At 71.6% G+C, this 14,110-nt stretch carries 14 protein-coding genes and 2 pseudogenes; 9 read left to right on the forward strand and 7 right to left on the reverse strand.

From position 1 onward, the window contains the following. Window positions 1-3: 3 nt before the first annotated feature. Window positions 4-1,116: a glutamate 5-kinase gene (proB, locus tag Aiant_RS24170; protein WP_189329141.1), complete on the reverse strand. Its 1,113-nt coding sequence runs from the start codon at window positions 1,114-1,116 to the stop codon at window positions 4-6. 62 nt (window positions 1,117-1,178) lie between these two features. On the opposite strand from proB, the gene Aiant_RS24175 reads away from it, so the two are divergent. Together Aiant_RS24175 and Aiant_RS24180 are read left to right on the forward strand one after the other, a co-directional pair. Next, entirely contained in the window at window positions 1,179-1,502 is a 324-nt protein-coding gene (locus Aiant_RS24175) for an MGMT family protein (protein ID WP_189329142.1), read from the forward strand. Beyond that, a complete protein-coding gene (locus Aiant_RS24180; RefSeq protein ID WP_189329143.1) occupies window positions 1,480-2,286 on the forward strand; it encodes a class I SAM-dependent methyltransferase in 807 nt (268 codons plus the stop codon). Before Aiant_RS24175 ends, Aiant_RS24180 begins: the two co-directional genes overlap by 23 nt. A gap of 61 nt (window positions 2,287-2,347) precedes the next feature. Here the strand turns inward: Aiant_RS24180 and Aiant_RS24185 are convergent, their stop codons facing one another. Further along, a complete protein-coding gene (locus Aiant_RS24185) occupies window positions 2,348-3,034 on the reverse strand; it encodes a TetR/AcrR family transcriptional regulator (RefSeq protein ID WP_189329144.1) in 687 nt (228 codons plus the stop codon). Window positions 3,035-3,135: 101 nt separating this feature from the next. Here Aiant_RS24185 and Aiant_RS24190 point away from each other — a divergent pair, with 101 nt between their 5' ends. Beyond that, window positions 3,136-4,062: an NAD-dependent epimerase/dehydratase family protein gene (locus Aiant_RS24190; RefSeq protein ID WP_189329145.1), complete on the forward strand. Its 927-nt coding sequence runs from the start codon at window positions 3,136-3,138 to the stop codon at window positions 4,060-4,062. Window positions 4,063-4,071: 9 nt separating this feature from the next. On the opposite strand, the gene Aiant_RS24195 is transcribed toward Aiant_RS24190, so the two are convergent. After that, window positions 4,072-5,463, reverse strand: a complete 1,392-nt coding sequence (locus Aiant_RS24195; RefSeq protein WP_189329146.1) for a gamma-glutamyltransferase — start codon at window positions 5,461-5,463, stop codon at window positions 4,072-4,074. 48 nt (window positions 5,464-5,511) lie between these two features. Between Aiant_RS24195 and Aiant_RS24200 the strand changes: the two genes are divergently transcribed. The 4 genes from Aiant_RS24200 to Aiant_RS24215 are packed head-to-tail and all read left to right on the forward strand — an operon-like array spanning window position 5,512 to window position 10,120. Further along, window positions 5,512-6,843, forward strand: coding sequence for an MFS transporter (locus Aiant_RS24200; protein ID WP_189329147.1), 1,332 nt, complete (start codon window positions 5,512-5,514; stop codon window positions 6,841-6,843). After that, complete coding sequence (locus Aiant_RS24205) at window positions 6,840-8,267, forward strand: pyridoxal phosphate-dependent decarboxylase family protein (RefSeq protein WP_189329148.1); 1,428 nt, start codon at window positions 6,840-6,842, stop codon at window positions 8,265-8,267. The genes Aiant_RS24200 and Aiant_RS24205 overlap by 4 nt, the downstream gene beginning before the upstream one ends. A gap of 4 nt (window positions 8,268-8,271) precedes the next feature. Next, window positions 8,272-8,808: an NADH-quinone oxidoreductase subunit B gene (locus Aiant_RS24210; RefSeq protein ID WP_189329149.1), complete on the forward strand. Its 537-nt coding sequence runs from the start codon at window positions 8,272-8,274 to the stop codon at window positions 8,806-8,808. 10 nt (window positions 8,809-8,818) lie between these two features. Beyond that, window positions 8,819-10,120 (forward strand): DUF2252 domain-containing protein, encoded by a 1,302-nt coding sequence (locus Aiant_RS24215; RefSeq protein WP_189329150.1) that lies wholly within the window; start codon window positions 8,819-8,821, stop codon window positions 10,118-10,120. A 2-nt stretch (window positions 10,121-10,122) separates the two neighbouring features. Here the strand turns inward: Aiant_RS24215 and Aiant_RS24220 are convergent, their stop codons facing one another. Together Aiant_RS24220 and Aiant_RS24225 are read right to left on the reverse strand one after the other, a co-directional pair. Further along, window positions 10,123-11,034, reverse strand: a complete 912-nt coding sequence (locus Aiant_RS24220) for a hypothetical protein (RefSeq protein WP_189329151.1) — start codon at window positions 11,032-11,034, stop codon at window positions 10,123-10,125. Continuing rightward, window positions 11,031-11,576 carry an RNA polymerase sigma factor gene (locus Aiant_RS24225; protein ID WP_425322614.1) on the reverse strand — a complete coding sequence of 182 codons (546 nt, stop codon included), beginning with the start codon at window positions 11,574-11,576 and terminating at the stop codon, window positions 11,031-11,033. The genes Aiant_RS24220 and Aiant_RS24225 overlap by 4 nt, the downstream gene beginning before the upstream one ends. A 100-nt stretch (window positions 11,577-11,676) precedes the next feature. On the opposite strand from Aiant_RS24225, the pseudogene Aiant_RS24230 reads away from it, so the two are divergent. Both Aiant_RS24230 and Aiant_RS24235 read left to right on the forward strand, forming a co-directional pair. Next, window positions 11,677-12,345: pseudogene (locus Aiant_RS24230) on the forward strand (NADH-quinone oxidoreductase subunit C); the annotation flags it as partial. A 152-nt stretch (window positions 12,346-12,497) separates the two neighbouring features. Continuing rightward, window positions 12,498-13,457, forward strand: coding sequence for a complex I subunit 1/NuoH family protein (locus Aiant_RS24235; RefSeq protein WP_189329152.1), 960 nt, complete (start codon window positions 12,498-12,500; stop codon window positions 13,455-13,457). On the opposite strand, the gene Aiant_RS46600 is transcribed toward Aiant_RS24235, so the two are convergent. Continuing rightward, the gene (locus Aiant_RS46600) at window positions 13,454-13,717 is read right to left on the reverse strand and encodes a Uma2 family endonuclease (protein WP_280528205.1); all 264 of its coding nucleotides are present in this window, start codon (window positions 13,715-13,717) and stop codon (window positions 13,454-13,456) included. The two genes, Aiant_RS24235 and Aiant_RS46600, sit on opposite strands and share 4 nt — an antisense overlap. 92 nt (window positions 13,718-13,809) lie before the next feature. After that, a pseudogene (locus tag Aiant_RS46605) lies at window positions 13,810-14,031 on the reverse strand (Uma2 family endonuclease); the annotation flags it as partial. Between the last annotated feature and the right edge of the window lie 79 nt (window positions 14,032-14,110).

Here is a 14,110-nt window from a genome sequence, read left to right on the forward strand (position 1 = left end):
CTCTCATAGGAGTACGAGGTCGTCCCGATGGACCACCTCTCGTTCATAGCCCGGCCCGAGCGCCGCGGCCAGTTCCGGAGTGGACCGGCCGAGCAGCGCCGGCAGTTCCACCGCGTCATAGTTGACCAGCCCGCGGGCGACCGGGGTGCCGGAGCCGGCATCCACCAGGTCGACCGGGTCGCCGGCCGCGAACGAGCCGTCCACCGCGGTGATCCCGGCCGGCAGCAGCGACTTGCGGCGGGCCACCACGGCGGCGACCGCGCCCTCGTCCAGGTGCAGCCGGCCGCGCGGCGCGGTGGCGTGGGCCAGCCAGAACAGCCGGGCCGCGGGACGGCTGGCGGACGCCTCGAAGAGCGTGCCCACCTCGTCGCCGGCCAGCGCGGGCGCGGCCAGCGGGGCGGCGGTCAGCACCACCGGGATGCCGAACCCGGTGGCGATCCGGGCCGCCTCGACCTTGGTGACCATGCCGCCGGTGCCGACGCCGGACTTGCCGGCCGAGCCGATCGCCACCCCGTCGAGGTCGGCGTCGCCGCGGACCAGCGGGATGCGCCGGGAGGCCGGGTCGGACGGACTGCCGGTGTACAGCGCGTCCACATCGGAGAGCAGGACCAGCAGGTCGGCCTGGACCAGCGCGGCGACCAGCGCGGCCAGCCGGTCGTTGTCACCGAACCGGATCTCCTCGGTGGCCACCGTGTCGTTCTCGTTCACGATCGGCAGGGCGCCCAGGTCGAGCAGCTTGCGCAGCGTCCGGTACGCATTCCGATAGTGCGCCCGCCGCGTCACGTCGTCGACGGTCAGCAGCACCTGCGCCACGGTCAGCCCGTGCCGGGCGAACCCCGCGGTGTATCGCCCCATCAGCAGACCCTGGCCGACGGCGGCGGCGGCCTGCTGGGTCGCCAGGTCACGCGGCCGGCGGGGCAGCTGGAGCGGCGCCAGCCCGGCGGCGATCGCACCGCTGGAGACCAGCACCACCTCACGTCCCGCCCCGGCCAGTCCGCCGAGGACCTCGACCAGGGTGTCCAACCGCTGCTCATCGATGCCGCCCGCCGCCGTGGTCAGCGAGGACGACCCCACCTTGACCACGATCCGGCGCGCACCGGTCACCACGTCCCGCACTCGGCCCATTCTGCTCGGCCGCCCGGTGCCGAACCGCCGCGGATCCCATATCGTGGCCGGTGATGACACCCGAGGAGTACGTCGAAGCGGTCCTCAGCCTGGTCGAGAGCATCCCGGAGGGCCGGGTGATGTCGTACGGCGCGATCGCCGACGCGCTGGCCGAGCGGTCCGGCCGCAACTCGCCCCGGCAGATCGGCGGCATCATGGCCCGGCACGGCGGCGGGGTGCCGTGGCACCGCGTGGTGACCAGCGCCGGCCGGCTGCCACCCGGCCACGAGCGGGAGGCGCGGGCGCGACTGCTCGCCGAGGGCGTACCGTTGCGCGGCGACCGGGTAAGGATCGACGAGGCCGGGTGGGCACCTGATGGAGACCGGACAGGCGAGTAAGACCGCGTACAGCGCGGCGCGGTATCGCGCGGCGCACCAGGTGCTGGAGCAGGGGTCGATCTTCCGGGATCCGCTCGCCCTGCGAGTGCTCGGCGCCGACGCGGAGAACCTGGAGCAGGACGCGCCGCGGCGCGGGATGCGCCTGTTCATCGCGGCCCGGCACCGGTTCGCCGAGGATCATCTGGCGGCGGCGGTGGGTCGTGGCGTGCGCACGGTGGTCGTGCTCGGCGCGGGGCTGGACACGTTCGCCTATCGCAATCCGCACGCCGGCCTCGAGGTGATCGAGATCGACCACCCGGACACCCAGGCGTGGAAGCGTGAGCGGCTCGCCCAGGCTGGGCTCGCCGTTCCGGCGAATCTGCGATATGTCGGGATCGATTTCGAGAAGCAGAGCCTGGGAGACGAGCTGGAGCTCGACGGTCCGGCGTTCTTCCTGTGGCTGGGCGTGGTGCCCTATCTCTCCGAGGAGGGCTTCGGCGAGACCCTGAAGTTCGTCGCCCGGGAGAGTGGCAGCGAGGTCGCCTTCGACTACGCCCAGTCCCCGGAGCGGATGCCGGCCGAGCGGCGCGCCGCCCTGGAGGCCCGCGCCGCCCGGGTCGCCAAGCTCGGGGAGCCGTGGCTCACCTTCTTCGAGCCCGAGGAGATCGCCGCCGACCTCGAAAAACTCGGCTTCGGCGAGATCGAGGACCTGGGCCCGTCGCAGCTCGCGGCCCGCTACTTCGACCGCCCGGACGTCCCACCGGAGACACCGGGCGGCCACGTCCTGCACGCCCGGCGCGTCTGACCGGTTTCCGGCACCACCCGCGGACAGGGAGGAGCGGGCGGACCCGCCGTACACAAAGCTCTCAATCAGCAAGCCCGGCGAACCGTGCCGTCGCCCGCATCTGCCACCCGAAGAATCCCCGCCGATCCTCTTCGATCGTGTTGTTGAGCTGGCCGAACAACTCCGCGCTGACCGCACCGCAGAGGTGCAGGAAGCCGTACATCGTCGCCCCCACCAGATGCGCCGGCACGTCCGCCCCGAAGTGCTGGGCGACCGCGGCCATCTCCTCCCCGAACCGCCCCTCCGGCTGCGGTGGCACATCGGTGAGCTTCCCGGCCGTCAGGGCGTCCCGCAGCACCCCGGCCAGCAGCATGATCACCCGAATCGCCGGCTCGATGGTGTCCTGCGGCGCCTGGTACCCCGGGACCGGACTGCCGTAGATCAGCGCCCACTGGTGCGGGTTCTCCAGCGCCCAGTCCCGGACCGCGTGCGAGATCGCCACCCACCGCGCGGCCGGCTCCGCGCCCGGCGTGTCCTGCCGCGCCGCGGCCTCCCCGACGGCCTCGTAGGCGTCGATGATGAGCGCGGTGAGCAGGTCGTCCCGGCTCGCGAAGTACCGGTACACCGCGGACGAGGCCATCCCCAGGTCACGGGCGACGGCCCGGAGCGAGAGGTTCGCCCCGTCGGTGGCCAGGTGGCGGCGGGCCACCTGCTTGATCTCTTCAGTCATCTCGGCCCGGACGCGGGCGCGCAGGTTGGCGGCGCTCATGGGGCCAGTGTGCCACAACGAGAGCACTGCTCTTGCACGTGACGAGAAAACATGGCATCGTCGTTCTCAACAGAGAGCACTGCTCGCAAAGGAGAACAGCAATGTCGCACGTGATCATCGGTTCCGGTCCGATCGGTTCCGGGGTCGCCCGGATCCTGACCGAGCAGGGCGAGCGGGTCCGCATCGTCACCCGCAGCGGCAGCGGCCCGGAGCACCCGCTCGTCGAGCGGGTCGCCGCGGACGCCTCCGACGCCCGCCGGCTGACCGAGCTGGCCCGCGACGCCGAGGTGATCTACAACTGCGCGAACCCGAAGTACACCGAGTGGGCCGACAAGTGGTTCCCGATGAACAACGCGATGATCGCCGCGGCCAAGGCCTCCGGCGCGGTCTACGCGATCACCGGCAACCTGTACGGCTACGGCCCCCAGCCCGGCGGCCGGATGACCGAGGACACCCCTTTGGCGGCCACCGGGCGCAAGGGCAAGATCCGGATCCAGATGTGGCAGGACGCGCTGGCCGCCGGGATCCGCACATTCGAGGCCCGCGCCTCGGACTACGTCGGCGCCGGCGCGGTCAGCACGATCTCCGCGGTACTGCTGCCGGCGATCGCCAAGGGCCGCACGGCCTGGGCGCCCGGCGACGTCGACGCGCCGCACACCTTCACCTACACCGGCGACATGGCCCGCACCCTGGTCACCCTGGCCCGGGACGAGCGCGCGCTGGGCCGCGCCTGGCACGTCCCGTCCGGGCCGGCGATCAGCATGCGCCGGCTGGCCGAGCGGTACTGCGCGGCGGCCGGCGTGCCGCAGGTCACGGTGCGGAGCCTGCCGCGGTTCGTGATGCGCACGGCCGGCCTGGTGGTGCCGATCGCCCGCGAGCTGGCCGAGATGGACTACCAGTTCTACGCGCCGTTCCTGATGGACAGCTCGCACACCGAGCGGGTCTTCGGCCTGGCCCCGACCGACCTGGTCGTCGCGCTGCGGGAGACCGCCGCCGCGTCCGAGGCGACCGCCGCCCGCCGGATGTGACGGGCCTTTTCAGAGGATCAGCCCGACGCCGCCCCGGCGCGGATCACCGGCCGCGCCGGCCTGGCCGACCGCGGTCACCCCGCCGAAGTAATGGTTGAGGTCCGGCCACTCGACCACCTGCCAGCCGGCATCCCGCAGCGCCGTCAACTCCTCCGGCGGGCACCCGTGTTCGGCGTGGATGGTGTCCTCCACCGCGTGGAACCGGGGCCGGGCGATCGCGTCCGCCACGTCCAGCCCGTCCACCAGCACCCCGAGCAGCGTGTCCACCAGCGCGGTCCGGATCCGCGAGGCACCCGCCGACCCGGCTGCCACGGTCAGCGAGTCGTCCGGCCCGATCACCACGAGCGGGCACATGTAGGACGACATCCGCCGTCCCGGCACCAGCTCCTCGGTGAGCAACTCGCCCTCGCCGAGCATCGAGTTCAGGTTGATCCCCAGCCCGGGCAGCCACACCCCGGCGCCCAGCCCGAGCGTCGTGGTGATCACGCAGGCGTTCCCCTCCTGGTCGACCACCGAGACGTTCGTGGTGTCGCCCAGTCGCTGCGCCCCGAGGTCGCGCAGCGCGGTGGCCACTCCGACGGCCCGTCCGGGCCGGGACAGGTCGGCCGGGAGCGCGCCGATGGTGTCCACGGTCCGGTTCAGGTCGTGCCGGGCGCACACCCGGTGGCCGCCCAGCGTCGCGTTGTCCACCGGCGCCTCGGCCACCCGGTAACTGGCCAGGTCGGCCGGGCCCAGCGTGCCGCCGGCCTCGCGGACCGTGGCGACCAGCAGATCCGCGTACTCCCCGGTGTAGAACACCTCCGGCCCGTCCGCCGCGAGCGCGTCCATCGCGGTCGCGAGACCGTGGTGGAACAGCAGCTCGTCGCTCTCCAGCAGCCGGCCGCCCGGCTGGTAGGCGCCGGCGCCGTCGCCGTAGGCCAGCGCCGGCGCGCACGACTTCAGCGTGCGGGCGTGCGCGGCCGGCAGCAGCACGCCGGTCCGGGCCAGGCCGGCCGCCGGGGCGACCACGTCCGACCAGGGCAGCCGGCCCCAGCGCCGGTGCACCTCGCCGAGGCCGGCCGGCACGCCGGGCACGGCCACGCTGGCCCCGCCGATCGAATAGATCTGTGGCAGTCCGCCGAAGAACACGTCGACCGCGACCATCGGCTCCGGCTTGCGGTCGCCGTCCAGACCCGGGACCGCGACGAAGAAGTCCAGGCAGGTGACCTCGCCGGTGCGCGCGTCGAAGTAGGTGGCGAACCCGCCACCACCGATCCCGGTGTAGATCGTCTCGGCGACACAGCAGGCCAGGACGGCGGCGACCGCCGCGTCGGCGGCAGTGCCGCCCGCTTCGAGAATCCGCACTCCGGTGCGGGCGGTCGCCGGATGGCTCGCGGCGACGCCGGCCGCAACGCTTCCCATGCGGCGAGCGTAGGCGGCAACGCCCGATCATGGTTACGATGCGCGTCGATGACGCCCACCGGTCCTTCTTCCGTGGTAACCCGGGCGAGTGTCCTGCCCAGGCGTGTTTTGGCTGGGTATGCCCTCGGTTCCCTGGTCACCGGAGCGTTCGGCACGGTGCCCGGTTTGTTGCTTCTGCCGTATCTGACCGACACGCTGGGTGTCGCAGCGGGCGTATCCGGCCTGCTCGTGCTCCTGCCGAAGGCGTGGGACGTCTTGGTCAACCCGCTCGCCGGTCGGATCTCCGACCGCAGGGGCTCCCGCCGGCCGTTTCTGCTGGTCGCTGGACTAGCGCTGAGTGGGCTGTTCGCTGCCATCTTTCTCGCGCCGTTCCCGGGCAGCGCCGCCTCCGGGGCCTACGTCGCGATCGCCTTCCTGATCGCCGCCACCGCCTACGCCTTCTTCCAGGTGCCCTATGTGGCGATGCCGGCCGAGCTGACCGACGGCTACTCCGAACGCACGCGTCTCATGACCTGGCGCGTCGCCGTCCTGGCGCTCGCCATTCTGATCTCCGGGGCGCTGGCGCCGTTCGTCGTCGAGGCGACCGGCGGCGGCCGGACCGGACACCGGTGGTCCGGGTTGTTCGTCGCCGCCCTGATCGCTGCCGGCACGGTCTGCACCTTTTTCGGTACGCGTGGAGCCGAGTCCCGCATAGCCCGCGAGGCCGAGCCGTCCCTGCTAGCCCAGCTGCGCGTCGCGTCGGGCAACGCCCCGTTCCGTGCCCTGCTGCTCTGCTGGATCGTGCAGGCCGCCGGCATCGGCACCATGCTCGCCGGCGTGCAGTACTTCGCCGACCACGTGCTGCGCCAGGAGGCCGGCGGCACGTTCCTGTTCGCCGCGTTCGTCGGCCCGGCCCTGCTGGTCATGCCGATCTGGACGGCGCTCGGCAAGCGCTGGGGCAAGCTCCGCTCGCTGATCCTCGCCTCGCTGCTCTTCGCGGCCGGCGCGTTGTCGCTGCTCACCGCCGAGGTGCTGCCCGCCGTCGTGGTCTACCTGACCGTGGCCGTGATCGGCGCCGGATATGCCGGCCAGCAGGTGTTCGCGATGGCCATGCTGCCGGACTGCATCGCCTTCGACACCGCGCGCACCGGTCGCCGCCAGGCCGGCGTCTTCACCGGCCTGTGGACCGCGGGGGAGACCCTCGGCCTCGCGCTGGGCCCCGGCATCTACGCCCTGATGTTGCAGATCTTCGGCTACGTCTCGTCGGCGACCGGGGAGGCCGCGGTGCAGGACGCGACCGCGCGGCTCGGCGTGCTGCTCGGGTTCACCGTGCTTCCGGCGCTGCTGGTCGGCGCCGGGGTCGTGCTGCTCCGCGGCTACCAGGAGAGGATCAAACCATGATCGACGCGCTTCCCGAGAAGGGCGTCCCGGCCGACCAGATCCTCTCGGAGCTGCGCGGGTTGCGGTCCGCCGATCTGCCCACGCACGGCGGGCGGCTCTTCGCGTACGTCTACGACCCGGCCGTGGCCGGCCTCGACGAGCTGGCGCGGCAGGCGTACGCCGTCTCCGCCTCGGTCAACGGTCTCGACCCGACCGCCTTCCCGTCCCTGCTCGCCATGGAGAACGCGCTGGTCGGCGCGGCCGCCAAGCTGCTCGGCGGCACCGCGGCGACGGTCGGCAGCGTGACCAGCGGCGGCACCGAGTCACTGATCCTCGCGGTGAAGGCGGCCCGGGACGCGCACCCGTCCATAGCGAACCCGCGGCTCGTCGTCCCGTCCACCGCGCACGCGGCGTTCGCCAAGGCCGCGCACTACCTGAGGGTCGCGCTCGACGTCGTGCCGGTGAAAGATCTCCGTGCCGACCCCTCCCTCGTCGAGGCGGCGATCGGGCCGGATACCGTGCTTGTCGCGGCCTCCGCGCCGTCCTACGCGCACGGTGTGGTCGACCCGATCCCCGCTCTCGCGGCCATTGCCCGTGATCGCGGCGTGCGGTTCCACGTCGACGCCTGTTTCGGCGGCTGGATCCTGCCCTACCTGCGGCGGCTCGGCGCCGACCTGCCGCCGTTCGACCTGTCCGTGCCCGGCGTCACCAGCATCTCGGTCGACCTGCACAAGTACGCCTACGCGCCGAAGGGCGTCTCGGTGCTGCTGCACGCCTCCGAGGAGCTGCGCCGCCCGCAGTACTTCGCGTACGCCGACTGGCCCGGCTACACGATGATCAACCCGGTCATCTCGTCCACCCGCTCCGGCGGCCCGATCGCCGCGGCCCTGGCCACCCTGCGCTCCCTCGGCGACGCCGGTTACCTGGAGCTGGCCGCCGCCACCCGCGAGGCGGTCGGCATTCTCGGCGACGCGGTCCGGGCCGTCGACGGCGTCCGCCTGTACGCCCCGCCGGAGACCAGCGTCGTCTGCCTGGCCTCGGACGGCGTGGACCTGTTCGTGCTCGCCGACGAGTTGGCGGCGCGCGGCTGGCACACCCAGCCGCAGATGGCGTACCGGGACCTGCCCTCGACCATCCACCTCACGGTGACCGCCTCGGTCCGGCCCACCGCCGCGTCGTTCGCCTCGGACCTGTCCGACGCGGTCGCCGCCGCCGAGGCCCGCGGCCCGGTCCAGGTCCCCAACCTGCCCCCACTCTCCCCGGAGATGATCACCCCCGACTTCATCGCCGGCCTGGCCGCCGGCCTGGGCCTGGGCGACGGCGACTTCAGCCGCATGGCCGAGGTGAACACGCTGCTGAACGCCGCCCCACCGGCCCTGCGCGAGGCCCTGCTGACCGGCTTCCTGAGCCTCCTCCAACGTCCCGCGGCAAACGAGGTAGGTTGACCGGATGGCCCTTCCTGGCGTGCTCGGTGAACCCATCCGGTTCGTGCTGAACTGGGGGCGCCGGTATTCGCTGTGGGTGTTCAACTTCGGGCTGGCCTGCTGCGCGATCGAGTTCATCGCGTCGAGCATGAGCCGGCACGACTTCATGCGCCTGGGCGTGATCCCGTTCGCGCACGGCCCGCGCCAGGCCGACCTGATGGTGGTCTCCGGCACGGTCACCGACAAGATGGCCCCGGCCATCAAGCGGCTCTACGACCAGATGCCCGAGCCGAAATACGTCATCTCGTTCGGCTCCTGCTCCAACTGCGGCGGGCCGTACTGGGATTCGTACTCGGTCACCAAGGGCGTCGACCAGATCATCCCGGTCGACGTCTACGTCCCGGGCTGCCCACCCCGCCCGGAGGCACTCCTGCACGGCATCCTCCGTCTCCAGGAGAAGATCGCCGCCGAGCAGTCCGGCCCCGGCGGCGTCTCCCGCCCCGACCCCCTGGCCAAGAACGCGGCCGCGTTAACCGCTCCCGTGGTGGCCCCGCCGGTCTAGCGTGATCGGCATGAGCGAAGCGTCGCGTGCCGACTTCATTGTTGACGTCCTGACTCGTGAGTTCGGCGAGCTGATGGCGATCGATCCGGCGGCGTTCCGCCGCAAATTCCGGAAGATGGCGGCCTCCCCGTTCGCGTTCTACCGGGGCAGCGCGTCGCTGTTCTACGCCGACCAGGTCGGCGACTACCGCGACGACAGTTACCTCGACGAGCGGACCAGCCGGGTCTGGATCCACGGCGACCTGCACGCGGAGAACTTCGGCACCTACATGAACTCGTCCGGCCGGCTGGTCTTCAACGTCAACGACTTCGACGAGGCGTACGTCGGGCCGTTCTCCTGGGATCTGAAGCGTTTCTCCGCCAGCGTCGCCCTGATCGGTTACTCCAAGGCGCTCTCCGACGACAACATCTCCGCGCTGGTCACCGTGTTCGCCGAGTCGTATCTGACCGAGCTGCGGGCGATCGCGCACGGCGGCGACGACGCGATCGGCTCGATCACCCTGGAGAACGCGACCGGGGCGCTGCGCCGGGTGCTCCAGGAGGCCCGCCTCAACACCCGGGTCGACCTGCTCGACGGTCAGACCACGATCGACGACTACGAGCGCCGCTTCTCCCTCGGCGACGGCGTCTACGAGGTCGACGAGGCCACGGTCGAGCGGGTGACGGCCGCCTTCCAGCAGTACCTCGGCACGCTGCCGGACGCCGGGCGGACCATCTCCACCAACATCAAGGACATCAAGCTGCGCAAGGGCGTCGGGATCGGCTCGGCCGGCCTGCCGTCCTACAACCTGCTGCTGGAGGGGCACACCGAGGCCCTGGAGAACGACGTCGTCATCTACATGAAGCAGGCGCAGATCCCGGCCGTCGCGCGGTGGATCGACGACGACCGGGTCCGGTCCTACTTCAAGCACCAGGGCCACCGGACCGCCGAGTCGCAGCGGGCCCTGCAGGCGCACGCCGACCCGTGGCTCGGGTTCACCGAGCTGGACGGCGTCGGCCAGCTGGTCGCCGAGGTGTCGCCCTATGCGGCCGACCTGGACTGGTCCGACGTCAACGAGCCGGAGGAGCTGTCCGGGGTGATCGCCGACCTGGGCCGCGCGGTGGCCCGGATGCACTCGGTCGCCGACGACGAGTCCAGCCACGACCTGGTCGACTTCTCGACCGAGGAGGCGATCGTCGCGGTCGTCGACAAGGACGAGGCCGGTTTCGTGCGGCACCTGGTCGATTTCGCGCACAAGTACGGTGACCAGGCCCGCGAGGACCACCAGGACTTCGTCGACGTGTTCCGCAACGGCCGCATCCCCGGCCTCTGAGGTCAGATGCGCTCCACCCGGTATCCGACGGCAGCCCTGTTCCGGGCGTCCTCGGACGCCCGGACCTCGAAGGTGCCGAGCTTGGTGCCGGCCGGCATGGTCACGTCGAAACGTCCCACCGTCCCATCGCAGGGCTGATCGTAGGTCTTGAGCGGCTTGGCTGAAGGAGTCAGCTGGGTGTTCCCGACCCGGGCCCGGACCGATCCGGTGCCGACGCAGGCGATGGTGATCCGGTAGACCCCGGCCCGTGCCGTGTCGTCCTCTTCACCGTCACCCACCTCCAGCCAGGAGGTCGACGCGTTCTCTCCCACCAGCTGTCCAGCCTCGGTCTGCATCCGGGTCATCTCCTCGGAGGAGATGTTCAGCGCCCAGGCCACGCCGACCCGGCCCGCCGCCGCCCGGTCGGCGTGCGCGCCGACGAGAATCTGGTGCCGTTCCCCGGTGAAGGTCACCCGGACCTTCTGCTGAACAGGGTTCCGGGCACACGGCAGGCTGAGGTGGGTGTCGCCGGCGCTCAGGTCGACGGTGCCGGTGTCGCCGACGCAGGCGGCGACGAAGTCGTATTCCCTCGGGATGACTTGAAGTCCGACGGAGACGTCGTCGGTGATCGTCCCGCCGGTCACCTGCGGCCAGCTGTTGAGCCGGATCGCCCGGGCGGCGTCCAGAGCCAGGCTCTTCCGCGCATCCAGGGAGAGCGGCGTGCCGGGCTGGGCCGGTGGTGCCGGCCGCAGCGGCTTCGCGACCCCGAGACCGACGCCGGACGCCAGCAGGACGGCCAGTCCGGCGCCGACCGCGGTCCGCCGCATCCGGCGGCGCCGGACCGTGGTCCGGGCCGCGTCCACGCCGGGCGGCATGATCGTCGCCATCGTCTCGGACCGCAGGTCGGCGAAGAGTCGCTCGAGTTGATCGTTCATCGCTCGCCTCCGGCGGTGTCGGTCAGGTTCAGTTGGACGGCCATCGCGGTCCGGCCGCGGTGCAGCCAGGACTTCACGGTTCCCTCGGCCACCCCCTCGCGGCGGGCGACCTCGGCGACCGGCATGTCCGCCAGGTAGTGCAGGACGAGGGCGCGCCGTTGCTTGTCGGGCAGTTCGGCGAGCGCCGCGATCAGCGCCACCCGGTCCGGTTCCGGCCCGTCAGCCCGCGGTTCGCTGCTCGGCTGCCGGCGCAGGAAGCCGAGCGCGGTCCGCGCCCGCCGCCAGCGGCTGACCGCGAGGTTCCAGGCGACGCGCCGGACCCAGGCGACCGGATCGTCATATCGGGAAACGGTCCGCCACCGGCTCAAGGCCCGGCAGAAGGCTTCCTGTACGACGTCCTGCGCCTCCTGGCGATCGCCGAAGTAGGCGTACAACTGCACGGTCAGGTCGGCGTAGTGGGCGGCGTACACCTCGTCGAACGTCGGCGGGTCATGGTGCACGGCGCTCGACGTCCCCGATCTGCTCTCGGCGATGGCTGTCACGGCGACTACACGTCCGTGCCCGGCAGCAGGTTGCGGACCGTTTGCGGACCGGCGCCCGGCGGCAGACCGTGGACCGGCCCCAGATCATAGGATGACCAGCATGACGCCCGAAGAGGTCGGAGATCGACTGGTAGCGCTGCTGGCGACGGAGGACGACCCGGCCCCGGGCGCCGTCACCGCGAGCGTCTCCGGTGGTGGCCCCGGCCACGCCCGCGCGGTCGTCGACGTGCCGGTTGCCCGCTGGTGGCACGCGGCCACGATCGCCCAGGATCCGGGCGCGCTGGGCTGCGACTTCTTCGACTGGCTGTCCGCGGTGGACGAGCTGGAGGACGGGTTCGACGTGGTCGCCCACCTCTGGTCGACCCGCCGCCGGCACGGGGTGCTGCTGCGCGCCCGGGTGCCGCGCGCCGATCCCGAGGTGGAGTCCCTGGTGGACCTCTATCCGGGTGCGGCCTGGCACGAGCGGGAGACGCACGAGATGTTCGGCATCGTCTTCGCCCGTCATCCGGATCTGCGGCCGCTGCTGCTGCCGCCGGAGTTCGAGGGGCACCCGCTGCGCAAGGAGTTCGTGCTGGCCGCCCGGGTGGCCAAGCCGTGGCCGGGCGCCAAGGAGCCGGGGGAGTCGGAGGCCGGGACGGCCAAGCGCGCCCCGATGCGCCCGCCCGGCGTCCCCGACCCGAACGAGTGGGGGCCGATGAAGGGCAAGATCCCGCCCCCGGAGACCCCGGCACGTCCGGCCCGGGGCGAGCGCCCGGTGCGGACCCCGGGCGAGCGACCGGCGCGCTCACCGCGTACCGAAAACGCGGCGGCAGCAGAAAAGCCAGCCGCGACCGAAACGCCCACCGCGACCGAAAAACCGGCCGCGACCGAAACGCCCACCGGGATTGAAAAGCCCACCGCGACCGGGGAAGAGGCGAGCTGATGCCACTCTGGCTGGACCTCCTCATCCGGGTAGCCGGCGTCATGGTCGGCTTCCTGGTCCTCCCGCTGCTGGTCGGCCAGGCCGAGCACAAGGTCATGGCCCACATGCAGGGCCGCGTCGGCCCGATGTACGCCGGCGCCTTCCACGGCTGGGCCCAGCTGGTCGCCGACGGCGTCAAGTTCGTGCAGAAGGAGGACGTCCACCCGCACGGCGCCGACCGCACCGTCTTCCGCCTGGCCCCGATCGTCGCCCTCTTCCCCTACCTGGTCGTCATCCTGACCATCCCGCTCGGCCCGCACGGCCTGGTCGCCCAGCGCCTCGACATCGGCCTGTTCCTGGTCCTGGCCATCCTCGGGATCGGCGTGGTCGCCGTGCTGATGTCCGCCTGGGCCTCGGCCAACAAGTACAGCCTGCTCGGCGGCCTGCGCGGGGCCGCCCAGCTGCTCGGTTACGAGCTTCCGCTGGTCCTGGCCGCGGCCAGCGTCGCGATGGCGGCCGGCACGCTCAGCCTGCCCGGCATCGTCGAGGCCTGGCGCCCGTGGTGGCTGATCTGGCAGGCCCCGGCCGCGATCGTCTTCTTCATCGCCGGTCTCGCCGAGATCCGCCGCCCACCGTTCGACATGCCGATCGCCGACTCCGAGCTGGTCTTCGGTTACATGACCGAGTACACCGGCCTGCGCTTCGCGTTCTTCCTGCTGGCGGAATATGTGGGCATCATCGTCATCGCCGGCCTCACCACGGTCCTGTTCCTGGGCGGCTGGCACGGCCCGTTCAGCGATCAGCTCGGCTGGCTCTGGACGCTGCTGAAGATCTTCGCCCTGTCCTTCGTGATCATCTGGTTCCGGGTGACCTATCCCCGGTTGCGCGAGGACCAGCTGCAACGCCTCTGCTGGCTGATCCTGGTCCCGCTCTCCCTGGCCCAGCTGATCCTCACCGTCGCGGTGAAGTCCCTGCTCTAACGCTCTTTCATGTGCCGGGGCCGCAGCCGCTCGATCGGGATGCTGATGGCCCACGGCTCCGGCACGTCGAGGCGCACCTCGTACGACCCGGTGGGCCGGTAGACCTGGCCCTCGGGATCGAGCGTGTGGGTGTGGACGACCAGCCCCTCGAAGGTCTCGATCCGCCAGTAATAGGGGATCCCGGCGGCCGCGTACAGGGCGGGTTTCGTGATCCGGTCCATCGCGATCGACGTCGGCGACACGATCTCGACCGCCAGCACGACCTCTTTGGGGGTGTAATAACCCCGCCGCGCTGTGCCGCCTTGTCGGTCGCCACCAGCACGTCCGGGATGAAGGACCGATTGTTGCTCATCCGGATCTCGACACCCTGCGTCACCTGAAGGTAGTCCGGGCAGCTCTCCTCGAGAGCCACCATCAGGCGGCCGGCGATGATTTGATGAATGTCCGTGGGGGAGGGGGACACGAGCAGCACTCCATCGAGCAACTCGCGGCGCAGGCCGTCGTCGGGCAGGTCTTCGAGATCCTCAGTGGTCCAGCCGGACGCGCGGGGAATGTCACCGATCGCCATGGTCATCTGGGCCTCCGAACAGGGGTAGCAACACCCGCAACCGAACGTTACTCCAAGATACGGCCGGGTCGACCTCGCGTCACTC

The sequence above is a fragment of the Actinoplanes ianthinogenes genome (assembly GCF_018324205.1).
GTDB lineage: Bacteria > Actinomycetota > Actinomycetes > Mycobacteriales > Micromonosporaceae > Actinoplanes > Actinoplanes ianthinogenes.